Origin of the sequence: Rubellimicrobium rubrum (genome assembly GCF_006152115.1) — a bacterium.
Lineage (GTDB): Bacteria > Pseudomonadota > Alphaproteobacteria > Rhodobacterales > Rhodobacteraceae > Rubellimicrobium > Rubellimicrobium rubrum.
Genome location: NZ_VDFU01000005.1, coordinates 142,066 through 165,280 on the forward strand (window position 1 = coordinate 142,066; position 23,215 = coordinate 165,280).

A 23,215-nucleotide genomic window follows, 5' to 3' on the forward strand; every position below is an offset into this window, starting at 1 on the left:
CCGGACCACCGGTCGCGCTACAGGGAGCAGCTCCGCATGATCGAGGTCCATGACCTACATAAGCACTTCGGCGGCTTCCACGCCGTTGACGGCGCTAACCTGATCATTCGGACTGGATCCATCACCGGACTTATCGGGCCGAACGGGGCAGGCAAGACAACCCTGTTCAACGTCATAGCGGGACGGCTGCCCCCGACGTCGGGTCGGGTGACCATGGCGGGTGAGGATATCACCGGCCTGCCCCCACATGCCTTGTTCCACAAGGGGTTGCTGCGCACGTTTCAGATCGCGCATGAATTCTCCTCAATGACAGTACGCGAGAACCTGATGATGGTTCCGCCTAATCAGGCAGGCGAAAGCATCTGGAGCGCCTGGTTTGCGCGCGGCCGCATCCTAGCGGAGGAGCGCGCTCTTGCGCGCAAAGCCGACGAGGTGCTCGAGTTCCTGACACTGACCCATGTCGCCGATGAGCGTGCAGGTAATCTTTCCGGTGGGCAGAAGAAACTGCTCGAGCTTGGCCGCACCATGATGGTCGACGCGCGGATCGTGTTCCTCGATGAGGTGGGCGCAGGCGTGAACCGAACGTTGCTGAACACCATCGCGGACGCCATAGTGCGGCTCAACCGTGAGCGGGGCTATACGTTCTGCGTCATCGAGCATGACATGGACTTCATCGGGAGGCTTTGCGATCCGGTGATCGTCATGGCCCAAGGCAAGGTGCTGGCCGAGGGTTCCGCCAGTGAGATCATGTCGAACGAAGCTGTGATCGAGGCGTATCTAGGCACCGGCCTCAAGAACAAGGTTCCGGCATGAGCGATCTGGACGCCCTTCGCGAGGATCGTGGAAACAAGGACCGCTCCGTGGCCAGTCCCGTGCCTATTGGCGTGCAGATTGCAAACAACGACGGCAGTCGTCCCGCCTCGGTCGTCGCCCGAGCCTTCCTGGTTGGCGAAGGCATGGTCGGCGGCTATGGCAAGGGCCCGAGCATCCTGAACGGTTGCACCATCTCCGCTGAGAAAGGTGAGATCGCCGTCATCGTCGGCCCTAACGGGGCGGGCAAGTCGACGGCCATGAAAGCGATCTTCGGCATGCTCGACCTGCGGACGGGCAGCGTCCGTCTGAACGGGGAGGAGATCACCGGTCTTTCTCCGCAGGCGCGCGTCGCCAAGGGGATGGCTTTCGTTCCGCAGGTCAGGAACATCTTCCCATCGATGAGTGTCGAGGAAAACCTCGAAATGGGCGCATTCCTACGCCGGGACGACATCACGCAGACCATTGAGCAGGTTTACGGCCTGTTTCCGATCCTCAGGGATAAACGGCGCCAGCCGGCCGGAGAGCTTTCAGGCGGCCAGCGTCAGCAAGTTGCGGTCGGCCGGGCGCTGATGACCCGTCCTTCCGTGCTCATGCTGGATGAACCCACCGCTGGCGTGAGCCCGATCGTCATGGACGAGCTCTTCGACCGCATCCTCGAGATCGCCAGGGCAGGCATCACCATCCTGATGGTGGAGCAGAACGCCCGTCAAGCGCTGGAGATAGCGGACCGGGGCTATGTTCTCGTGCAGGGGGCCAATGCCTTCACCGGCACCGGGCGGGAGCTTTTGGCCGACCCGCAGGTGCGAAAAAGCTTCCTGGGGGGATGAAGGTGGGACCGATCGGCGTCCGAATGGTACCGGGGTATTTGGCGGGCCTGGTTGGACCAACATGCCTTGGGTGGTGCGATCCCGCTCCGTTCCATATTCGCAGGATTTGCTGATGGACCTCCTCAATGCTCTTGTGGCGTTTCTGAACTTCGTCTTCATCCCGGCTGCGGCCTATGGGGCACAACTCGCCCTGGGTGCACTCGGAGCCACCCTGATCTACGGCATCCTGAGGTTCTCCAACTTCGCACATGGTGAGACCATGGCGTTCGGAACGGCGGTGACGATCCTGCTCACCTTCGGTCTGCAAGCGATGGGACTGACCTTCGGCCCCCTGCCGACCGCGCTGCTGGCTCTGCCGATGGGCATCGCCCTTACGTCACTTCTGGTGCTCGGGACCGACCGCGTGGTCTACCGCTTCTATCGGGAGGCAAGGGCCGCTCCGGTCATCCTGGTGGTCGTATCCATGGGCGTCATGTTCATCATGAGCGCGCTCACCCGGTTTCTGGTTGGCGTCGAGGACATCCAGTTCACTGACGGCGCACGCTTCGTGATCAACGCCCGTGACTTCCGGGAGTGGTCCGGTCTGGAGGAAGGGTTGGCCCTGCGCACGACCCAACTTATCACCCTTGTGGTGGCCGGGCTGGCGGTGGCAGCCCTGTTCTGGTTCCTCAACCGGACCCGGACCGGCAAGTCGATGCGGGCCTTTTCCGACAACGAGGATCTTGCGCTGCTATCGGGGATCAATCCGAACCGGGTCGTGGCTGTGACCTGGATCATCGTTGCGGCCCTGGCCACCACGGCAGGCGTGCTTTATGGCTTGGACAAGAGCTTCAAGGCTTTCACCTATTTCCAGCTATTGCTGCCCATCTTTGCCGCGGCCGTCGTGGGGGGGCTGGGCAATCCTCTGGGCGCCATAGCCGGCGGCTTCGTGATCGCTTTTTCGGAAGTGGTCGTCACCTACGCATGGAAACAGGTCGTAGCCTATGCCCTGCCTGGTGAGTGGGTTCCTGCGAGCCTGCTTCAGTTGATGAGCACGGAATATAAGTTCGCCGTATCCTTCGCGATTCTCATCCTTGTGCTCCTTTTCAAGCCCACGGGCCTCTTCAAAGGTCAATCCGTATGACCACTCTTCCTCGGGCGACGCTGACGAACACGGCGGCTCCGGCCAGCAATCTACGTCCCGTTGTCCTGTATCTTGCAATGCTGATGCTGATCCTTGTGACTGGGTTCATGATGGGCTGGAACTATGCCCTGACCATCGTGAACATGGGGCTGATTTCAGCGATCATGGCACTGGGCGTGAACCTTCAGTGGGGCTTTGCCGGGCTTTTCAATGTCGGCGTCATGGGGTTCGTCGCCCTGGGTGGCCTCGCTGCCGTTCTGGTGGCATCCCCGCCCGTTACGGATGCTTGGGCCGCCGGCGGCGCACGCATACTCGCCGGGCTCGCGCTCGGAGCCCTGACTGTGCTAGCATTGATCGTCGTGCGACATCGCATGGCTGCGGGCCGCTCGAAGACCCTAGCTCTCGTTTTGGTGGCAGTTGCGGGTTTCCTTGCTGCACGTGCCGTCCTCGGCAGTGGCACTTTGGCGGTCGAAGCCGTGAATCCCTCGGTGTCGGGCTATCTCGGAGGGCTCGGGCTGCCGATCCTTCTGGCTTGGCCCGCTGGTGGTCTTCTGGCGGCTGGTGCTGCTTGGGTCGTGGGAAAGACAGCGCTGGGTCTGCGATCGGACTACCTTGCGATCGCGACGCTGGGCATTGCCGAGATCATTCTGGCGGTGCTCAAGAACGAGGACTGGCTGGCCCGCGGCGTCAAGAACGTCGTCGGCATCCCTTCGCCCGTACCTCAGGAGATCGTACTGCAGCAGGACCCCGACTTCACGGCCCGGGCTGCGTCGATCGGGTTGGACCCGGTCATCGCCTCCACTCTTTGGGTCAAGCTGCTCTACATGGGCCTTTTCGCGGCCGTGCTGCTGGTGCTGTTGGGGCTAGCGCAGCGGGCGCTCCACTCGCCGTGGGGCCGGATGATGCGTGCCATCCGGGACAACGAAGTTGCGGCGGCTGCGATGGGCAAGAACGTGACGAGCCGTCATCTCCAGATCTTTGTCCTTGGCTCGGCGGTTTGTGGAATCGCCGGCGCCATGATGGTTACGCTTGACGGCCAGTTGACGCCTGGCTCCTATCAGCCGCTCCGTTACACCTTCCTGATCTGGGTCATGGTGATCGTGGGTGGATCGGGCAACAACTGGGGCGCCGTGCTTGGCGGATTCCTGATCTGGTGGCTCTGGGTCATAGTGGAGCCTGTTGGCCAGTCCCTGTTTGGCGCGATCAGTGCAGTGCTGCCCGACGGATCGCCAGTGACGGCCCACCTGCAAGATGCCAGCGCTCACATGCGGCTCCTGACGATGGGCGTTGTGCTACTCTTGGTCCTGAGGTTCTCGCCCAAAGGACTTCTGCCGGAACGCTGACGACCGGGTGGGCCTTCAGGATCTCAGCCGCTTGATGAGGCTCGAGGTGTCCCACCGTCCCCCGCCCTTGGCCTGAACGTCTCCATAGAACTGGTCAACCAAGGCCGTAACAGGCAGGGAAGCCCGTAGCTCCCGTGCCGCATCCAAGCAGATCCCGAGGTCCTTGCGCATCCAGTCCACGGCGAAGCCATGGTCGAACTGGTCCTCGAGCATGGTCCCATGGCGGTTCACCATCTGCCAAGACCCGGCGGCGCCTTGAGAGATAACCTCGACCAGGGCTCTCCCATCCAGTCCAGCCTTTTCGGCAAAGGCCAGCGCCTCGGACAGCGCTTGGACAAGGCCCGCGATGGCGATCTGGTTCGCCATCTTGGCGAGCTGGCCGGAACCAACCTCGCCCAACCGCCGACAGGCGCGGGCATAGGCTGCGACGATCGGCGCGACCAGGTTGTAATCTGCCTCCGTCCCACCGCACATGATGGACAGCTGCCCCTTCTCGGCTCCTGCCTGTCCGCCAGACACCGGCGCGTCCACGTAGCCGATGCCCCTCTGAGCGGCTTCCGCCGCAAGCTGGCGCGTCACATGGGCGCTGACAGTCGTATGGTCGATGAACAACGACCCCGGAGCCATTCCTGCAAATGCGCCATCGGGCCCCACACAGACACTTCTCAGGTCATCGTCATTGCCCACGCAGGCGAGTACGGCACGTGCCCCAGTAGCTGCCTCGCGGGGACTTGGGGCCGACCGGTGACCGTGACGAGCCACCCAAGCTTCTGCCTTGGACGAGGTCCGATTGAAGACCGTGACGGCTTCACGGGCCGCAAGATGACCGGCCATGGGACCTCCCATGACCCCAAGCCCCAGGAAAGCCAGCCCGCTGTTGCCTGCTTCCGCCGCTGTGTCCGTCATCCGCTTGCCCCGCCTGTGAAAGCCTGCCAAACGATGGCCGCGCCCCCCATCTTCGTCAACCAGGTCTCCGGAGGCCGGTCTTGGTCACTCTCTTTCGATGGCTGTTCCGGATCACCGTGGCACTGGTTGTCCTTGGCGTCGCGGGGCTCTCGCTGATCTGGTGGTTCGCGTCCCGCTCCCTCCCCGATTACAATGGCACGTACGAAGTAGCGGGAATCTCGGGACCGGTGGAGATTGTCCGGGACCATTCCGATGTGCCTCACATTTTCGGGGCGACTGACAGGGATGTCTTCTTCGCCTTGGGTTACGCCCACGCTCAGGATCGGCTCTGGCAGATGACGATGCTGCGGCGAACCGTTCAGGGGCGCCTCTCCGAGGTTTTCGGTGAGCGGACGCTCGGGACGGACTCCCTGATCCGTCGTCTGGACCTGTACACGCTGGCTCGGGAGTCCGTGGACGCGCAGGATCAATCGACGCGAGACGCCTTGGACGCCTACAGCGCCGGCGTGAATGCTTGGCTCGAGACTGTGAACGAAGGGGCATTGGGGCGTGGCGCACCCGAGATGTGGCTTTTCCCGCAGGCCATCGCACCTTGGCAACCGGCCGACTCAATTGCGATCCTCAAGCTCCTCGCGCTGCAACTCAATCCACAACTCGATGCCGAGGTTCTGCGCGCCCGGGTCTCCCTGCTGCTCGAGTCGGAGCGGGTGGCTGACGTGCTCCCCGAGATGCCGGGCCAAGGCGTGGCCGCCCTGCCCGGCTATGCTTCGATCATCCCAGGGGTCCAACCCACCTATGCCGACGCTTCTTCGCCCAACTGGCTGTTTCCGAACCCAGGTCTCCCGTTCGCCGGGGCGTCCAACGCCTGGGCCGCTGGAATCGCGCGATCGACAGCGGGGTCTACGCTCTTGGCCAATGATCCGCACCTGCCTCTTTCGGCTCCTTCGGCCTTCTACTTGGCCCGGCTCGAACTTGAGGACGGCGGCGTGATCGGGGCGACCATTCCCGGCTTACCGATGATCCTGGCCGGCCGGTCCGCAGAGCTCGGATGGGGGATCACGTCCAGCTACCTCGACGATCTGGATGTTTACGCCGAAGAGGTGAACCCGGAGAACGTGGGCGAGTACCGGACCCCCGACGGCTGGCAACCCTTCCGGACCCGGGATAGCATCATCGAGGTCAAGGGCGCTGCGTCGGTTACGCTCAAGCTGCAATGGACAGACAACGGCCCAGTTCTGGCTCCGGAGGACTTCGGTCTGGGCCTTGTCCAACCATCTGGTCATGTCATGTCGGTCGCCTGGACCGCGCTGTCGGGGCGTGACACGACGCTGACCGCTGCGATGGGCCTCATGCGCGCGAAGAGCGTTGAGCAAGGGCTGGCCGTCGCTCCGCTCTTCATGGCGCCATCACAGAACCTCGTTCTTGCCGACCGAAGCTCTGTCGCAATGACCGTTCTCGGGTCGATCCCCGACCGCGATGCCAGGCATCAAAGCCAGGGCCGCATGCCGACCTTGGGTTACCGGCCAGAGAACCGGTGGCGCGGCGTCAAGGCTCCGTCGGCAAATCCGATCTTTACCGAGCCGCCCGGAGGTATCCTAGGGAACACCAACAACAAGATCCTCGAGGCTCCGTTTCCAGACCATCTGTCGTTTCTTTGGGGCGATAGCCAGCGGGTGCAGCGTTGGCAGTTCCTCATGCAGTCGCGCGAGATCCACACACGCGACAGCTTCATAGAGACCCAGCTCGATACCGTGTCCCAGGCTGCGCGCACACTCCTCCCGCTGGTCGGGCGCGATCTATGGTTTACGGCCGATGCAGCGCCGACCGGGACGCCGGACAGCCAACGTCAACGAGCGCTAGAGCTTTTGGCCGAATGGAACGGCCAGATGAACGAGCACCTCCCGGAACCTCTGATCTACGCAGCATGGATGCGTGCCTTGCAAGAACGGCTCATCCGGGACGAGATCGGTCCGCTTGCAAACGAGTTCAGCCATGTCGAACCCTTGTTCATCGAGAGGGTGTTCAAGGACATCGATGGCGCATCGATCTGGTGCGACGTACGGCAGTCCGAAGCTGTGGAAACTTGCGACGACATGGCGAGGGAGGCTCTTGACGACGCCCTTCTCACCATCGGTGAGCGTTACGGCACGGCTCTCGAATCGCTTCGCTGGGGCGATGCTCATGAGGCCGTCCACGAGCATCCTGTGTTAGGCTCGATCCCGTTCCTGTCATGGTTCGTCAACATCAGACAGTCCACGAGTGGGGACGATGACACCCTCATGCGTGGTAGAGTGCTGGGCACCGGGCCCGAGCCTTATCTCAACGTCCATGCTGCCGCCTATCGCGGTGTTTACGACTTCGCGGATCCTGATTCTTCGGTCTTCATCATCTCGACGGGGCAGTCCGGCCATCCGCTATCGCATCACTACGACGACCTTGGCGAATTATGGCGGAGGGGCGAGTACGTCCCCATGTCGCTGGATCCCACACTGGCGCGCGGAAACGCTGTCGGAGTAACCCAGTTGGTGCCGGAGCAGCCCGCTGGCCGCTAACAAGTCGTAGACGATCAAGACGAACGTGAGTGGCAAGCGTGAGCTTCAGACCCTGGTCTTACTTGCGTATGGCAGGCGTCAGAGGGTCTGGAACCGGTCGCGCTGACGGGCTGTCCAACGAACCCGCATCCGGGTGCCGCTCTCCTCGTCCTGCTCTTCGATCACCAACCGGTTCTCATGGAGCCAGGCTCTTTGGCGACCAGCGGCGAAGGAGACAAGAAGCTCTTCCTCCTCCCGCGGCTCGTCGAGCCATCGTGTGATCTCATCAAGCAGGGAGTCGAGACCTTCGCCGGTCAGAGCTGAGACCGAGATCACCTTGGCCTCGCGGCCGCTTTGCACGTCCACCGAGATGCGGGCTTCCGGTGCGAGAAGGTCGATCTTGTTCCAGACCTCGATCAGGGGCGTGCTCTCTCCAACGCCGAGGCTTTCGAGGATACCTTCGACATCCTTGGCCTGGGCGTCGGTCTGGGGGTGGCTGATATCGCGGACATGCAGGATCAAGTCGGCGTCCAGCACCTCCTCCAGCGTGGCGCGGAAGGCGGCCACAAGCTCTGTCGGCAAGTCGCTGATGAAGCCCACGGTGTCCGACAGAATGACCTGCAGGCCTGCCGGTAACGCCACCCTCCGCATCGTTGGGTCTAGAGTGGCGAAAAGCATGTCCTTGGCCAGCACCTCGGCACCGGTCAGGCGATTGAAGATCGTGCTCTTTCCGGCGTTGGTGTAGCCGACCAGAGCCACGACAGGAAATGGCACCTTGGCACGAGCGGCACGATGCAACGTCCGGGTCCGCGCCACACGGTCGAGTTGACGCCGCAGTTTGACAAGCTGGTCATCGATGGCGCGACGGTCTGCCTCGATCTGCGTCTCACCTGGGCCGCCCACGAACCCGAAGCCGCCGCGCTGCCGTTCCAGGTGGGTCCAAGCCCGCACCAGTCGTGTCCGCTGATAGCTTAGCGCGGCCATCTCAACCTGCAGGACCCCCTCACGGGTGCGAGCGCGGTCCGAGAAAATTTCGAGGATGAGGCCGGTCCGGTCCAGGAGCTTGACGCCCCACTCCTTCTCCAGATTGCGCTGCTGAACGGGCGAGACCGGCCCGTCGACGAGCACGAGTTCGATCTCATGCTCCTTGAACCGAGCCTTCAGTTCCTCGATCTTTCCGGATCCAAACAGCATCCCGGGATGCACCCGGCTTAGGCGCACGACCTCGGAGCCTTCTACTTGCAGACCCGGAAGAGCGGCGGCCAAAGCCACGGCCTCGTCGAGCGCCGGCTCAGCCGGCCTAGCCTCCCGGTCGCCCTTGATGTCGGGATGGAGGACCCAAGCCAGGGTGCGCTGCTCGCCCCGCTCCAGCAAGGCCTACTCGTCCCCGTCGTAGAGGTTGATGGGCTGTGCCGGCATGATAGTCGAGATAGCGCTCTTGTAGACGAGTTGCGACTGCCCATCGCGACGCAGGAGGACGCAGAACGAATCGAACCAGGTGATCACGCCCTGCAGCTTGACGCCGTTGATCAGAAAGATGGTGACGGGAACCTTGGTCTTCCGAACGTGGTTTAGGAACGCGTCCTGAAGATTTTGCTTGCTGTCGGCCATTCCGGCTCCCGTCTTCTTGCGGCCCTGCACTGGAGGGCCGTCCCCGTCCGACTCACTATGTCGTGCGGGAGACGGAGTTTCCATCCCCGCAGGATGCAAAGGAGCCACAACTGTGGCCACTTTGCTCTGAGCCATTGCGGGCCGGGACGCAAGTCCCAGCACGCGACGCGGCGATTGCCCCTGACCGTCGTCCCCCGACATCATCCCTCCTCTGCGTAGACGAGCCGCGGCGTCGTCTTCAGCCCGGTCACCACGCCAAGCGACTTGAGTTTACGATGAAGCGCCGAACGTTCCATCCCCACGAAGGCCGCCGTGCGAGAAATGTTCCCGCCGAACCGGTTAATCTGGGTAAGAAGGTACTCTTTCTCAAACAGCTCTCGCGCCTCTCGAAGGGGAAGGGTCGCCAGGCCACCGGATAGCACCACCCGCCCTTCGTCGGTCGGCCCCTCCTCCATAGAAGGAAGCTCCTTCGCGCTGATGTCTCCACCGGCCTCCCCTAGGATCAGGACCCGCTCGATCACGTTGCGGAGCTGGCGGACGTTGCCGGGCCAGAGCATGGTTTGAAGGAGCGCGCGCGCGTCCTCTCCCAGCTTGCGGAGCGGCAGGCCCTGAGTCCGGTTCAGCACCTGGATGAAGTGCTCGGCCAGCAACGGGATGTCCTCCCTGCGCTCCTCGATGCAAGGCACATGGATCGGGACCACGTTCAGACGGTGGAACAACTCCTGTCGGAACGTCCCCGCGGCGATGGCAGCAGCAAGATCGCGATTGCTCGATGAGATGACCCGAAGATCCACCTGGACCTTGTCCGTTCCGCCCACGCGAGCAAATTGCTGATCGACGAGTACCCGCAAGATCTTGGACTGGGTGCCAAGCGGCATGTCCGCCACTTCGTCGAAGTAGATAATGCCGCCATGGGCTTGCTCCAGGAGTCCCTTTTCGACTCCCTTGCCTGGAAGTTCGCGCCCGAACAGCACCTCCTCGAACCGCTCCGGTGCGATTGAGGCCGATGAAACGACGACGAAGGGGCCGTCCGCCCGATTGGAGTTCACGTGGATGTATCGTGCGGCAGTTTCCTTGCCGGCACCCGGCTCGCCCGACAGCATCACGCGGCCGTTCGACTTGGTGACCTTGTCCAGTTGTGACCGCAACTGACGAAATGCCGCCGAGTCGCCCAGCATCTCGGACTTCAGCGCGTCGCCCCTCTTGAGCTGCACGTTCTCGCGCCGTAACCGCGATGTCTCCATCGCCCGGCGGATCACGACCAAAAGCTGCTCGATGTTGAACGGCTTCTCGATGAAATCGTAGGCGCCTTGCTTGATGGCCGCGACCGCGATCTCGATGTTGCCGTGGCCTGAGATAATGACAATGGGCACCTCAGGGTGCTCGCGCCGCACTTGCTTAAGAATGTCGATCCCGTCCATCCGGCTGTCCTTCAGCCAGATATCGAGGACCATCAGCGCCGGCACCTCCCTGGCGATCTCGGCCATGCATTGATCCGAAGTTCCCGCGAGGCGGGTCGTGTAGCCTTCGTCCTTGAGAATGTCCGAGATCAGTTCTCGGATATCGCGCTCGTCGTCGGTGATTAGGATGTCGCCCATCTCTTTTATACCGCCCTTCTTGCCTGTGATGTTTTTGGTTCTGCTGCTTCGATCTGATCGTCTCGCGCCTTGATCGGCAGGCGGATGACGGCGCGAGCCCCCCGCCCTTCGGCATCCTCGAGCGCCAGCGTGCCGCCGTGCTCCTCGATGATCTTCTTCACGATGGGGAGGCCCAGGCCAGTCCCCTTCTCCCGGGTCGTGACGTATGGCTCGAACAGACGGGCACGGTCCTCGGGAAGCCCGATGCCGTTGTCCTCGATGAGGATGCGCGCCTGGTTCCCATCGACGAGGAGCATGACCCGGATCGTCGGCACATAGTCGTCCCCGGGACCGGTCTCCTGAAAGGATTCGATCGCCTCGCCCGCGTTCTTGATCAGGTTGGTCATTGCCTGGGAGATCATGGTGGCATCGACCTCGGCTGCCACCTGCGCGGCCGGCAGGACGCTTTCGAATCTGACGCCGGGCTGTCCGGCCTCTTGCAAGGTGACGGCGTCGCGGACAAGCACGGTGAGGTCCGAGTCGCGCCGGTCCGGCTCGGGCATGCGGGCGAACTTGGAGAACTCGTCCACGATGCGCCGGAGGTCCTCGGTTTGTCTGACGATGACATCGGTCATCTGGTCGAGGTCTGCGGCCTCGTCGCCTAGCTTGCGCCCGAACTTGCGCTTGATGCGCTCGGCGGACAGCCGGATCGGGGTGAGAGGGTTCTTGATCTCGTGGGCGATCCGCCGGGCCACGTCCCCCCACGCCGCCATGCGCTGCGCCGACACGAGATCCGTCACGTCGTCGAAGGCAAGAACGTACCCTTCGAGCGATCCATCGTCGGCGCGGCGCGGCGAAAGGCGAACCAGAAGCATCTCCTGCTTCCCGGCTCGGACCAATGCTACCTGCTCCTGCACCGTCTCGCGGCCTTCTTGCCGGAGGGTTGCAAGCAGTGGAGCGAACTCGGGGACGGCGATCGCAAGCGCAGTCTCGGCCTGCACCTCATCGACGGCAAGCAGCCTCTGCGCGGACCGGTTGGCGAAGGTCACCCGCCCCTCCGCATCCAAGCCCACGACGCCGGACGTCACGGACGACAGAACGGAGTCGAAGAGACGCCGCCGTTTTTCGATCTGCTCTGTGGTGTCGAGCAGCTTTTCCCGCTGGGCCTTGAGCCTGCCTGTCATCTGGTTGAAGTGACGGCTAAGGGCAGCGATCTCGTCGTCTCCCTCTTCCTCGATCACGCGTACGTTGAGGTCACCGGCGCCGACCCGTTCGGACGCGCCGAGCAGCCGTCCCAGGGGCTTCGACAGCCCTTCGGCGAACCACAGGCCGAGCCAAACTGCCGCCAAGATCAGGATCAGGGCAAAGCCCAGGTAAAGAAGGCCAAACTCGAACAACAGGCGGCCCTTGTTGTCGTCGAGTTGCCGATACAGGTCCACGGTTTCTTGCGTCTCATCGAGCAGTGACAGGATCTCGCCGTCCACGGACCGGGTGACGAAGAGGTAACGATCGGCAAAGGACGGCATCGGAATCAGAGCCCTGAACTCGTCATTGGCCCAGTCCTCGAGAATGCGGATCCCTTCGGCCTGCGCCAGACGAAAGTCTTCGTCCGTCGGCTCCTCGTATCCGAACTCGTAGCTGCGCGCGCCGCGAGCCCGGATACCGCCGCTGCCGTTGATGACGAAGACCTCGGTCAGCCCTCTTTCGATCTGGTCTTGGCGACTGCCGAGAAGCTGGCGGATGTCCCCGTCCGATAGGGCCACGTTGCCCAGCTTCTCGGAGTCGATCAGCTCCGCAAGGCTGCGGCCATCCCGCTCGAGTTCCTCGCGATGCTCGCGCTCATAGGCTTGTGCGGCTTCGAGGGACGACGAGACGACCTCCCTGACCCTTTCCGAAAACCAGCCTTCGAGCCCTACATTGATGGTCAGTGCTGAGAAGACCGCCACGGTGACGGTGGGCAGAAGCGCCAGGAGCGCGAAGACGCCTACGAGCCGAAGATGGAGCCGACTGCCTGCCGACTTGGCCCGACGGGCAGCGACCATGCGTGCGACCTCGCGGAAGACCAGGGTCGCCACGACCAGGACATAAACCAGGTCTGTCAAGAGCACGAGCCGCAGTGCGGCCGAAGAAGCACCCTGATCGAGCGGACCGAGGACGACATAGGTCAGCCCAGCCAGAGCCGGCCCCAGGATCACGAGGCTCAGAGTCGCGGCATTCCGGACACGCCGCAAGCGCATCCATCGTCCGAACCGAGTCAGTCCTTTGCCTGCCAGCCCGCGCTGCACGCCTGATCGCCTCATGAAGGGAACCCTGAAGGTTCCTGCCCGCCCTCGCCGTGATCATCCCTTTGTCCAGGAGCCACGGTTCTGTGGCGGTTTTACATCAACTTCCTGCGACGTGTCACGCGAATATCGAGGTCGGTGATCTTCTTTCGGAGCGTGTTCCGGTTAATTCCAAGAAGATCCGCGCAACGCGCCTGGTTTCCGGCGGTCGCGTCCAAGGCGATCTCGATCAGTGGCACTTCAACTTCACGTAGTATCCTATCGTAAAGGCCAGCGGGCGGCAGGACCCCGCCATGAAGATCGAAGTAGCGCCGCAGGTGCTTTGCCACAGCGCCCATGAGCCGTTCTCCGCCGTCGCCCTCGAGCAGTGGCTCCATCGCGGGCTGATTTCCCAAGACCGCCTCGACCTCCGCCTTCGCCACTTCTTCTTCGGTCGAGGTGACAACAAGCCTGCGAATCGCATTCTCGAGTTGGCGGACGTTTCCCGGCCAGGAATAGCTGCGGATCAGATCCAGCGCCCCAGGCGACAGGCGACGGGATACGGCCCCGTCCTTCTCGGCCCGTGCCAGGAAGTGCTCGGCCAGCAGCGGGATATCATCGACCCGTTCCCGCAGGGACGGAACCGCGATGGAAACGCCGCCCAGGCGATAGAACAGGTCCTCTCGGAACCGACCGGCTTCCATGCGGGTCGAAAGGTCCGCCCGCGAGGTCGCCATGACCCTGGGCGCGCTGTCCCCAAGGGTGTCCAGCATGCGCACGAGACGAGCCTGCGCCTCTTCTGGCAGATCGCCCACTTCGTCCAGGAGAATCGAGCCTCCGCGTGCACGGGCCACAACCTGGGACGGTCCGTCCATGCCTTGCAAGTCAGCGGTCGTTACCATGACGAATGGCTGCCCACGCCTATCAGAGAAGTCGTGGATCGCCCTCGCAATCAGGGATTTTCCTGTGCCGGATTCTCCCATGATCAGAATGGGAAGCGTGGTGTTCATAACCTTAGCAACGAGGCGGTAAAGCGCCTGCATGCCGGGCGTTCGCCCCACCAAGGGGAGATCGCCCCCACGTCCCTCCGTTTCCGCCGCAATCTTTGGAGCGGCGGCGCGTCGCTTGACCTCCAGCGCTCGTGCCGCTCGCTTCATGAGGTCAGGCAGATCAAAAGGCTTCGGAAGATAATCGTAGGCTTCGGCCTCGGCGGCCTGAATGGCCGTCATGATGGTGTTCTGGGCCGAGATCACGATGACTGGCAAGCCCGGTCTGGCTGCGCCGATCTTTGGCAACTGCTCGATGCCATTGCCGTCGGGCATGATCACATCCGATATGACGAGATCGCCTTTCCCTTCCTCGACCCAGCGCATGAGCGTGACCAGCGAAGAGGTGGCATGGACCTTGCACCCCGCTCGGGTCAGCGCCTGCGTCAGAACGGTGCGGATCGTGCGGTCGTCGTCGGCGACAAGAACGGTTCCATCCATTCAGCGATCTCCTTCAAGGGATTCCGGGGCATCCTTTGGCGCCATGGGGAGCGAAACGCGGAATACGGTGCGCCCCGGGACCGACTCCACGGATATCCAGCCACCCACATCTCCGAGCAACTTTGACACGAGGGCGAGGCCCAGGCCTGTGCCGTTCTCTCGACCGGAGACGAATGGCTCGAAAATGTCTCCGGCTATGTCGGCGGGCAGGCCAGGACCATCATCGCAGACTTCCACCTGAAGCGGCAGGCGGGCCTGGGTGCCGTCCCGTCTACGCAAGCGGAGGGACGGCTCATAAAACGTGTGCAGACGGATCGTCCCGCCGTCAGCACTGGCTTGGCAGGCGTTCTTGATCAGGTTCATAAAGACTTGAAGCAGTTGGTCCGCGTCGGCCAGGGTTCGTGGAAGCGATGGATCGTAATCGGCCACGAAGCGCATATGCGCCCCATAGCCCACGGCCGCCGACTGCCGCGCCCGGTCCAGCACGTCATGCACGTTCACCGGCCTCAGTGCGGGAGGTCGAAGGTTCCCGAACTGCTCGACCTGTTCGAGCAGTTTCACGATACGGCGGCTTTCCTCGACGATCAGGTCGGTCAATTCGAGATCAGCACCATCAAGCCCCATCGACAGAAGCTGTGCCGCTCCAGTGATCCCGGCCAAGGGGTTCTTGATCTCGTGGGCGAGCATTTCGGCCATCCCGATGGCAGATTTCGCGGCCTTTTGGCTTCCGACGTTCTGCGTCATGCGGGAGGCCATCTCGCGCGGGCTGATCAGCATCAGCATCTGCCCTTCGCTACGCAGAAGCGGAGCAAAATGAAGGTTGCACTGCAGCGGCGGCCTTTCGCCAGATCCGACGTCTACGTCATTGACGAAGAGCGATGACTTCTGAGCTCTTGCGCGGCGGAATGCATCCTCCAGTGGAGCATCGATCATGATCTTGTCGAAGACCGGCGCGCCCTCCAGCGCTTTTGCGGACAGATTTAGAAACAGCTCCGCTGCAGGGTTCGGATGCAGGATTGTGTCGTCCTGCGCCAGAAGGAGTGCGGGAATGGGAAGCGAGGCCCAGAGAGCGTCGTCCGCGATCATGCTGCGCAGGCCCGTGTTGTCTGCTTAGACAGGGCCTCGGGCAGAAGGCGAAGGACGGCTCGGTGGTCCTGAGACGTCAGGACCAGACTGCGCAGGTCTGCCGCAGTGCCGCCGACGTCCATGTACCAGCCCAGATGCTTCCTGGCCACCTTGTGGCCTAGAGAGGGACCGTAGAAATCCAACATCGCCTCGTAATGCCCTGCGACCATATCGGAAAAGTGAGAACCGGTCGGCGTGGATGGCCCTTCGGCACCTGCGAGGGCTGCGCCGACTTGGGCGAGCAGCCACGGGCGCCCCTGCGCGCCGCGGCCGATCATGACACCGTCGGCCCGGGAGCGGGCCAGAGCCGTCCGCGCCGTTGCGACGTCCACGATGTCGCCATTCGCAACCACCGGTACCGTCACGGCCTCCTTGATGGCCCGGATAGCTGACCAATCGGCCTTCCCTTTGTAGAACTGGCACCGCGTGCGACCGTGGATCGTGACCATCTGCACTCCGGCATCCTCTGCCCGCTTGGCAACGGAGCCGGCGTTCATCGACGTCTCGTCCCAGCCCAGTCGTGTCTTGAGCGTGACGGGCACGTCCACGGCTTGAACCACGGCTTCGATGAGACGAAGAGCGTGATCGGGTTCTTTGAGCAGGGCGGACCCAGACCAGCCGTTGGTCACCTTCTTTGCCGGACAGCCCATATTGATGTCGATGATGCGGGCCCCGTTCGCCTCGACCATTCGCGCAGCCTCGGCCATCCAGTACGGGTCGCGCCCGGCGAGCTGGACTGCCGTGTTGGCTTGCCCATAACCCAACTCGGCACGCTCCCTCACGCCGGGCTTGGCTTGCACCATCTCTTGCGAGGCCACCATCTCCGAGACGACCCACCCGACGCCAAAGCTCGACACCAGTGTCCGAAACGGTAGGTCCGTAATTCCCGCAAGGGGCGCCAAAGCAACCGGAGAGAAGATCGGCACTCCCGCCAAGTCGATCTTCCGGGGATCTGTCATCGGTCCTGCCGCGCCTTTGAACGTTTGCCTGAATTTCAAGCTTGGACCCCTCGTAGCGGGAACGAAGATCGTCCACAACGGAGCGCTCCTCGTGAACTTGGACCATTCTGGCCTTGCACAGATTTTGGGCAGTCGTGCTAGGGCCCAGAGGCTATTTGCGCCGCAACAATGATGAGGTTAGTGACAGGCATGGAAAGCAGCATGCGCATCGCAGGCATCATCGTGGCTGGGGGCCGGGGAACCCGCCTTGGGGGCAGTCCCAAGCAGTGGCGCGTGATTGCGGGGCGCAGTGTCGCCTCCCACGCGATGATGGCTCTTGATCGCGTGGGCGCGGATCCCCTGATCCTTGTTCATCATGCCGACGACATCGCGTTCGCCGAGAACGTCCACCCCCGCGCGCGCTTGGTCGTCGGTGGTGCCACGCGGGCTGAAAGTGTCAGGGCTGGGTTGGAGGCTTTGGCCGCCGATCCCCCTGACGCGGTCCTCATTCATGATGCGGCCCGGCCCTGCCTGACGCGCGAGGTCGCTGAACGGGTGGTTCAGGCGCTTGCCGGTCATGAGGGTGCCGCACCAGCATTGCCGGTCACGGATGCGCTTTGGCGGGGGGTGACAGAGGTCGAGGGGGCGCAGCCCCGAGAGGGCCTCTGGCGCGCACAGACGCCCCAGGGATTCCGTTTCGGGCCGATCCTCGCCGCGCATCGCTCCTCTCCCGGCGGAGCGGCGGATGATGTGGAGGTCGCCCGGATGGCCGGTCTGAGCGTCGCCATCGTCCGGGGGGACGAGGACAACCTCAAGGTCACGCATCGCGGCGATCTCGCGAGGGCGAGTCGTATTCTGGAGGGCCGAATGGATATCAGAACGGGCCACGGCTATGACGTCCACGCATTCGGGCCGGGCGACCATGTGTCGATCTGCGGCGTGAAGATCCCGCATAGCCAAGGGGTTGTTGCGCATTCGGACGGGGACGTCGGCTTGCATGCCTTGACTGACGCCATCCTCGGCGCGCTTGCGGCGGGGGACATCGGCCACCATTTTCCGCCGTCCGACCCGCGCTGGCGGGGAGCCGACAGCGTCTTGTTCCTGGATCATGCAAAGAGGCTGGCAGACGAAGCGGGGCTTCGGGTATCCCATGTGGACGTGACCCTGGTCTGCGAAGCCCCGAGGATCGGGCCTCATGCCGGGGCAATGAAGGACGTCATCGGACGGACACTCGGGCTTGGTCCCGAGCGGGTGAGCATCAAGGCGACAACGTCCGAGCGACTCGGGTTCACCGGTCGAAGCGAAGGGATGGCGGCGCTTGCCACGGCCACGCTGGTGTCGGAATGACCCTGAGCCACTGGGTAGGGAGCTTTGGAGGCGTTGGTCATTGTCGGCCCGCTCCTGGCACATGGGGCTCATTGGCAGCGGTCGTAGTCGCTTACGCGCTGCTCAAGCTGTTCGGGCCCCTCATGTTCGTTTTGGCGCTGATCGCAGTCGTCGCATTGGCATTCTGGTCGATCACCGACCTGATTGCCCGGATAGGGGAGCCGGGTCATCACGACCCCAGCTGGGTAGTCATCGACGAAGTAGCCGGTCAATGGATTGCACTGTTACCGATCGCCCTTGGTGCGGCCTCGAATGGCGTCTCGGTCGAGCGGCTTTGGCCCGGATGGATCGCGGCGTTCGTCCTGTTCCGCCTTTTCGACATCTGGAAGCCTGGACCGATCGGCTGGGCAGATCGGCGCCCCGGGGCTGCCGGGGTCGTGCTCGACGACCTGTTCGCAGGGTTGTTCGCGGCTGCGGGCGTGACTGTCCTGGCGGGTCTCGCCCATGGAGTGCTGATGCGATGAACACCGGAGAGCTGCTTGCGGCTGCGCGCGCCAAGGGGTTGCGGATTGCGGTCGCGGAAAGCTGCACGGGTGGCCTCCTGGCCGGTGAGCTGACCGGACCAGCCGGAGCGTCGACCGTCTTCGACAGGGGCTTCGTGACCTACTCGAACGCCGCAAAGATGGACCTTCTCGGTGTGACGACAGAGGCGCTCGAGATCCATGGGGCCGTGTCCGAGGATGTGGCCGGCCAGATGGCCGTTGGCGCTCTTCATCGATCGGAGGCCGACGTAGCCGTGGCCATCACTGGCGTCGCAGGTCCCGGCGCGTCTGGTCGTAAGCCAGAAGGACGGGTTTGCTTCGGACTAGCGACCGCTCAGGGGGCCAGGACGGAAACCGTGGAGTTCGGTCCGCGGGGTCGGGACGAGGTGCGGCAGGCTAGCGTGGCCCATGCCCTGGACCTTCTCCTTCAGGCTGTGGAGCGAACTCCGTAGAGTTGTTGCGCGCGTTTCTCGAAGGCTCGCACGACCTGCTGCATGGCTTGATAGAAGAACACGCCCGCAGCTTTCTGAAGAAGCCGGTTCCGGAATTCGAAGTCGGTCGAGAACGACACTTCCACGCCCGCCGGAACGTCGCGGAACCCCCAGACGCTTTGCATGCGCTTGAACGGGCCTTCCATGTACTCCGTCTCGATCCGCTTGGTTGCCGGATAGAGGAGCACGCGGCTGCCGAAGCTTTCCCGAAACAGCTTGAACGAAATCACGAGGTCGGCAAGCATCTCCTGGTGGTCACCCCGATCCTCCACGGAGCGGATGCGTGCCCCGGCCGTCCATGGCAGGAATTCAGGGTAGCGGGCGACGTCAGCAACCAGATCATACATCTGCTGGGCCGTGTACGGGAGGATGCGAGTCTCGGAATGGGTGGTCACGTCGCACATCCTCTGTGATGGGACCCGTCATTTCGGCCAGGAACGGCTCGGGATCAAGGGGGATGACCCCACGACGGCTGTACAGAGCGGATTCGGCCTTGAGTTCGTCCCGTCCCGCAGCGAGGAAAGAGGCCGCCCCATCGGATCGGGAACGCCATGCCCCAACGCCCCTACATCATCGATCAGCTGATATCGGCCAAGTCCATCGCTGCTCGGATCGAGTCCCTGGCCCGAGAGATCGGCGAGGAGTTCGCCGGCACGGACAAGCTCGTGGTTGTGGGCCTGCTGCGCGGCTCCTTCGTGTTCATCGCGGACCTTGTCCGTGAGCTGGACCTTCCCGTGGAAGTCGACTTCCTCGAGGCCTCCAGCTACGGCGACTCGATGGAGTCCTCCCGGGAAGTACGGATTCTCAAGGATCTCAGGGCCGCGATCGAAGGGCGCGATGTGCTCTTGGTCGAGGACATCGTGGATACGGGACACACGCTCCATCAGGTCACGCGTTATCTTTGGACCCGCAAGCCTGCGCGTCTCAAAACCATTGCGCTGCTGGATAAGCCGTCCCGGCGCGAGGTGGACTACGCCGCCGACTGGATCGGCTTTTCCATTCCGGATGAATTTGTGGTCGGCTATGGAATCGATTTCGCGCAGCGCAACCGCAACCTTCCTTATATCGGCAAGGTGCGCTTCACCGACGCTTGAGGAGGCAGGGCCTGGGCCCGATCGTTCGCAACGCTGGACCCAGAACCTGGCTGACCGCGTTGAGGCAGGCCGCGCCGTGAGCGGCTTTGCTGGAGGGTATCGGTATGACGATCATCGCTTGGATCATTATCGGCATCATCGCCGGCTGGATCGCCGAGAAGATCATGGGGCGCAGCGACAGCCTCGTGATGAACCTGATCATCGGCATCGTTGGCGCCATCGTCGGCGGCTGGCTGTTCGGTGCGCTGTTTGGAGTGAACGTGGCCGAGGGCGGCTGGCTTTGGAGCATCTTGGTTTCGGTCATCGGCGCCGTGATCCTGCTTGCGATCATCAACATGATCCGCGGACGCTCGGTGCGATGAGTCTGGCTTGGGTGGTGTTGGAGCATTTCTCGTTTGACGGCGGCATCGCCTAGGCGGAACCCACCCGACTACAGCTTCGCCTAGGGGTTGTTCCTGTTCCTGCTGTTCACGGACCAAAGTCCGACCGGCGACGTCGAACGGTTTTTTCGGTGGCAGCCGTTCGGGACGTCACGTTAACTTCTCCCTGCCAGCCATCCAGATAGGAGCCCACCCGATGACCCGTACGTTCCGCATCGCTGCCTTGGCCGCCTTGGCCGTCGCCAGCGTCGCCGCCGCTCAGGATGCGCCGCCCTCTCCTGAGGAGCAGGCGGTCAGGGCGCGACAGTCCCACATGTCGCTTTATGCGTTCAATCTCGGAAAGCTCGGTGCCATGGCTCAAGGCAATGTCGAATACGACGGGGCCGCAGCGACGACGGCCGCTCAGAACCTGAGCCATATGACCCAACTTGATCAGGTTGGCTACTGGCTGCCCGGCACCTCCAACGCCGAGTTCGACGACAGCGAAGCCTTGCCGGCCATCTGGGAGAACATGGACGACTTCAGTGCCAAGCACGAGGCGTTGGAGCAAGCCGTGACCAATCTGCAAGCCGGCGCGGGGACGGACCTGGCGACGCTGCAAGCCAGTCTGGGTGAGGTTGGCAAGGCCTGTGGCGCCTGTCACCAGGATTACCGCGAAGCGGACGAGTGATATGCGGACAGCGCTGGCTTCGCTCGGAGCCCTCGCGCTGCTAGGCGCCGGGGCGGCCTGGTGGGTGACGGCGCCGGACCCAATCTCTGCGGCTGAGCTTTCCGGCATTTCCGGGGATGCGACGCGGGGAGAGATACTGTTCGCGGCAGCCGGCTGCGCCTCGTGCCATGTGGCACCGGACACGCCGGCAGCCGACGCACCTGTCCTGTCGGGCGGCCAGCGGTTCGTCACGCAGTTCGGGACGTTCGTTGCGCCGAATATCTCACCCTCGCCGCAGGGTGTCGGGAATTGGACCGACGCGGACCTGATCAATGCGGTGATGCGCGGCGTGTCCCCGGAAGGACAGCACTACTATCCGGCTTTTCCATGGAACGCCTACAACAAGGCCGACGTTCAGGACATTGCCGACCTCGTAGCCTACCTGCGGACCCTGCCCCCTTCAGCGGCTGAAAGCCTGCCCCACGAGATTCCCTTCCCCTTCAACATCCGCCGATCGGTGGGGGGCTGGAAGCTGTTGTTCGAAGACCGGGACTTCGTCGTTCAGGGCGATCTCACGCCCGAGCAGACCCGTGGCCGTTACCTCGTCGAAGCGCTCGGACATTGCGGAGAGTGCCACACGCCCAGAAATGCTCTGGGCGGATTGCGAAGGGCATCATGGCTGGCGGGTGCTCCGGACCCCGCTGGCGACGGTCACAATCCGAACATCACGCCAGCGGGCCTCAAATGGACGGAAGCACAGATTGTGGCCATGCTGCAATCCGGCTTCACGCCCGAGTTCGACGTCGTCGGTGGAGAGATGGCCGAGGTGGTCGCGAACACTAGCCAACTCAGCGACGAGGATCGCAGAGCGATGGCCGCTTATCTCAAGATCGTTACGCCCGTCGACTCCCCTGCACCGAAGCCCGGCACCGGCGACTCCTCGGCGGAAGAAGCTGGATGATGGTTGACCATATGCTGGGGTAAGATCTCCGAGGACGACTCGGAGACGAGCACGCACATACCGAACGTCATTCAACCAGGCAGATACTAGTTATATTTAACGGACATGAGGCCCTGTCTGTCCTACGCTTGGACGGCTGACCGGGTCTGCCAGAAAGATCAACCGAACTTCGCCTGCCGCGCTGCCCTGAGCCGGGCAAAGTCGTCCCCCGCATGATAGCTCGATCGCGTGAGCGGACTTGCGGACACCATCAGGAAACCCTTGCCGCGAGCGGCCGTCTCGTACGCGGTGAACTCGTCGGGCGTGACGAAGCGATCCACCCGGTGATGCTTGGGGCTGGGTTGAAGGTACTGCCCGATGGTCAGGAAATCCACGTCCGCGGCCCTCATGTCGTCCATGACTTGGTGGACCGCTTGCCTGTCCTCGCCCAAGCCCACCATGATTCCGGATTTGGTGAACGCCTGGGGCCACAGCTCCTTGACACGTTGCAGAAGACGGAGGGAGTGGAAATACCGGGCACCGGGCCGGACCTCGGGGTAAAGACCCGGAACCGTTTCCAGGTTGTGGTTGAACACGTCCGGCTGGGCCGCCACAACCGTCTCCAGCGCAGCGGGGCCGCATCTGAGGAAATCCGGCACCAGAACCTCGATCGTGGTTGCAGGAGAGCGTCTCCGGATCGCCCTGATCGTCATGGCAAAGTGCTCGGCCCCGCCATCTTCCAGGTCGTCTCGATCGACCGAGGTGACGACGACGTGACTGAGACCCAGCTTCTGGACCGCATCCGCAACCCGGCCTGGTTCGAAGGAGTCCAACACGTCGGGACGCCCAGTGGCCACGTTGCAGAACGTGCAGCCTCGGGTGCAGATCTCGCCCATGATCATCATGGTCGCGTGGCCCTGGCTCCAGCACTCTCCCACGTTGGGGCAACCGGCTTCTTCGCAGACCGTAGTGAGCCGGTGCTCGCGCATGATACGGGCGGTTTCACGATAGCCCGCCGAAGTAGGCGCCTTGACCCGTATCCAAGCCGGCTTGCGCGGCTGCTCCTGATCGGGGCGGTGCGCTTTTTCTGGATGCCGCTCGCCAGGGATCTTCAGGTCGCGCATGGAGGCCTTCCTCGGGACAGGTTCCCACCAATCTATGGATGTCGGGTCCAGCGCGCCAGTGCACAACATGGCGTTCTTTGGACCTTGACGGTGTCGCCAAACGTCGCGGATGCGGCAGCGCCGGTTG

General features: G+C 63.1%; 22 protein-coding genes. 12 read left to right on the top strand and 10 right to left on the bottom strand.

Going from position 1 to position 23,215, the window contains the following annotated elements; genetic code table 11:
- The first annotated feature begins 36 nt into the window (after window positions 1-36).
- The 4 genes from FHG66_RS06385 to FHG66_RS06400 all read left to right on the top strand — a co-directional run bounded on the left by FHG66_RS06385 (window position 37) and on the right by FHG66_RS06400 (window position 4,106).
- Complete coding sequence (locus tag FHG66_RS06385; RefSeq protein ID WP_139075913.1) at window positions 37-813, top strand: ABC transporter ATP-binding protein; 777 nt, start codon at window positions 37-39, stop codon at window positions 811-813.
- Window positions 814-956: 143 nt separating this feature from the next.
- Window positions 957-1,640, top strand: a complete 684-nt coding sequence (locus FHG66_RS06390) for an ABC transporter ATP-binding protein (protein WP_425471712.1) — start codon at window positions 957-959, stop codon at window positions 1,638-1,640.
- A 112-nt stretch (window positions 1,641-1,752) separates the two neighbouring features.
- Window positions 1,753-2,763, top strand: a complete 1,011-nt coding sequence (locus tag FHG66_RS06395) for a branched-chain amino acid ABC transporter permease (protein WP_139075915.1) — start codon at window positions 1,753-1,755, stop codon at window positions 2,761-2,763.
- A gap of 77 nt (window positions 2,764-2,840) precedes the next feature.
- The gene (locus FHG66_RS06400) at window positions 2,841-4,106 is read left to right on the top strand and encodes a branched-chain amino acid ABC transporter permease (protein WP_139076000.1); all 1,266 of its coding nucleotides are present in this window, start codon (window positions 2,841-2,843) and stop codon (window positions 4,104-4,106) included.
- Between the two features lie 15 nt (window positions 4,107-4,121).
- On the opposite strand, the gene FHG66_RS06405 is transcribed toward FHG66_RS06400, so the two are convergent.
- The gene (locus FHG66_RS06405; protein ID WP_139075916.1) at window positions 4,122-5,012 is read right to left on the bottom strand and encodes an NAD(P)-dependent oxidoreductase; all 891 of its coding nucleotides are present in this window, start codon (window positions 5,010-5,012) and stop codon (window positions 4,122-4,124) included.
- An 80-nt stretch (window positions 5,013-5,092) separates the two neighbouring features.
- Here FHG66_RS06405 and FHG66_RS06410 point away from each other — a divergent pair, with 80 nt between their 5' ends.
- On the top strand, window positions 5,093-7,564 hold the full coding sequence (locus FHG66_RS06410; RefSeq protein WP_139075917.1) for a penicillin acylase family protein: 2,472 nt from the start codon (window positions 5,093-5,095) through the stop codon (window positions 7,562-7,564).
- A gap of 78 nt (window positions 7,565-7,642) precedes the next feature.
- Here FHG66_RS06410 and hflX read toward each other — a convergent pair whose 3' ends face one another.
- From hflX to dusB, 7 genes are all read right to left on the bottom strand, one after another.
- Entirely contained in the window at window positions 7,643-8,914 is a 1,272-nt protein-coding gene (gene hflX, locus FHG66_RS06415; protein WP_139076001.1) for a GTPase HflX, read from the bottom strand.
- Window positions 8,915-8,920: 6 nt separating this feature from the next.
- Window positions 8,921-9,154 carry an RNA chaperone Hfq gene (gene hfq, locus FHG66_RS06420; protein ID WP_139075918.1) on the bottom strand — a complete coding sequence of 78 codons (234 nt, stop codon included), beginning with the start codon at window positions 9,152-9,154 and terminating at the stop codon, window positions 8,921-8,923.
- A gap of 200 nt (window positions 9,155-9,354) precedes the next feature.
- Window positions 9,355-10,752: a nitrogen assimilation response regulator NtrX gene (gene ntrX / locus FHG66_RS06425; protein ID WP_139075919.1), complete on the bottom strand. Its 1,398-nt coding sequence runs from the start codon at window positions 10,750-10,752 to the stop codon at window positions 9,355-9,357.
- A 5-nt stretch (window positions 10,753-10,757) separates the two neighbouring features.
- Window positions 10,758-12,968, bottom strand: coding sequence for a sensor histidine kinase NtrY-like (locus FHG66_RS06430; RefSeq protein ID WP_246082488.1), 2,211 nt, complete (start codon window positions 12,966-12,968; stop codon window positions 10,758-10,760).
- 140 nt (window positions 12,969-13,108) lie between these two features.
- Window positions 13,109-14,479 carry a response regulator gene (locus FHG66_RS06435; protein WP_139075921.1) on the bottom strand — a complete coding sequence of 457 codons (1,371 nt, stop codon included), beginning with the start codon at window positions 14,477-14,479 and terminating at the stop codon, window positions 13,109-13,111.
- Window positions 14,480-15,565, bottom strand: coding sequence for a two-component system sensor histidine kinase NtrB (locus FHG66_RS06440; protein WP_139075922.1), 1,086 nt, complete (start codon window positions 15,563-15,565; stop codon window positions 14,480-14,482).
- Window positions 15,562-16,563, bottom strand: a complete 1,002-nt coding sequence (gene dusB / locus FHG66_RS06445) for a tRNA dihydrouridine synthase DusB (protein WP_139075923.1) — start codon at window positions 16,561-16,563, stop codon at window positions 15,562-15,564. Before dusB ends, FHG66_RS06440 begins: the two co-directional genes overlap by 4 nt.
- Before the next feature lie 201 nt (window positions 16,564-16,764).
- On the opposite strand from dusB, the gene FHG66_RS06450 reads away from it, so the two are divergent.
- From FHG66_RS06450 to FHG66_RS06460, 3 genes are read left to right on the top strand one after another with little or no spacing between them, the layout of a single operon-like run.
- Complete coding sequence (locus tag FHG66_RS06450) at window positions 16,765-17,889, top strand: bifunctional 2-C-methyl-D-erythritol 4-phosphate cytidylyltransferase/2-C-methyl-D-erythritol 2,4-cyclodiphosphate synthase (RefSeq protein ID WP_139075924.1); 1,125 nt, start codon at window positions 16,765-16,767, stop codon at window positions 17,887-17,889.
- The gene (locus tag FHG66_RS06455) at window positions 17,886-18,392 is read left to right on the top strand and encodes a phosphatidylglycerophosphatase A family protein (protein ID WP_139075925.1); all 507 of its coding nucleotides are present in this window, start codon (window positions 17,886-17,888) and stop codon (window positions 18,390-18,392) included. Before FHG66_RS06450 ends, FHG66_RS06455 begins: the two co-directional genes overlap by 4 nt.
- Window positions 18,389-18,862 (top strand): CinA family protein, encoded by a 474-nt coding sequence (locus FHG66_RS06460; protein ID WP_139075926.1) that lies wholly within the window; start codon window positions 18,389-18,391, stop codon window positions 18,860-18,862. The genes FHG66_RS06455 and FHG66_RS06460 overlap by 4 nt, the downstream gene beginning before the upstream one ends.
- Here FHG66_RS06460 and FHG66_RS06465 read toward each other — a convergent pair.
- Entirely contained in the window at window positions 18,838-19,296 is a 459-nt protein-coding gene (locus FHG66_RS06465; RefSeq protein ID WP_139075927.1) for a type II toxin-antitoxin system RatA family toxin, read from the bottom strand. The genes FHG66_RS06460 and FHG66_RS06465 overlap by 25 nt on opposite strands.
- Window positions 19,297-19,452: 156 nt before the next feature.
- Between FHG66_RS06465 and hpt the strand changes: the two genes are divergently transcribed.
- The 4 genes from hpt to FHG66_RS06485 all read left to right on the top strand — a co-directional run bounded on the left by hpt (window position 19,453) and on the right by FHG66_RS06485 (window position 21,985).
- On the top strand, window positions 19,453-19,995 hold the full coding sequence (hpt, locus tag FHG66_RS06470; RefSeq protein WP_139075928.1) for a hypoxanthine phosphoribosyltransferase: 543 nt from the start codon (window positions 19,453-19,455) through the stop codon (window positions 19,993-19,995).
- A 104-nt stretch (window positions 19,996-20,099) separates the two neighbouring features.
- Window positions 20,100-20,357 (top strand): GlsB/YeaQ/YmgE family stress response membrane protein, encoded by a 258-nt coding sequence (locus tag FHG66_RS06475; RefSeq protein WP_176556152.1) that lies wholly within the window; start codon window positions 20,100-20,102, stop codon window positions 20,355-20,357.
- Between the two features lie 214 nt (window positions 20,358-20,571).
- Complete coding sequence (locus tag FHG66_RS06480) at window positions 20,572-21,045, top strand: c-type cytochrome (protein ID WP_139075929.1); 474 nt, start codon at window positions 20,572-20,574, stop codon at window positions 21,043-21,045.
- A 1-nt stretch (window position 21,046) separates the two neighbouring features.
- Window positions 21,047-21,985, top strand: coding sequence for a cytochrome c (locus FHG66_RS06485; RefSeq protein WP_139075930.1), 939 nt, complete (start codon window positions 21,047-21,049; stop codon window positions 21,983-21,985).
- A gap of 158 nt (window positions 21,986-22,143) precedes the next feature.
- Here the strand turns inward: FHG66_RS06485 and lipA are convergent, their stop codons facing one another.
- Window positions 22,144-23,088: a lipoyl synthase gene (gene lipA / locus FHG66_RS06490; protein ID WP_139075931.1), complete on the bottom strand. Its 945-nt coding sequence runs from the start codon at window positions 23,086-23,088 to the stop codon at window positions 22,144-22,146.
- Between the last annotated feature and the right edge of the window lie 127 nt (window positions 23,089-23,215).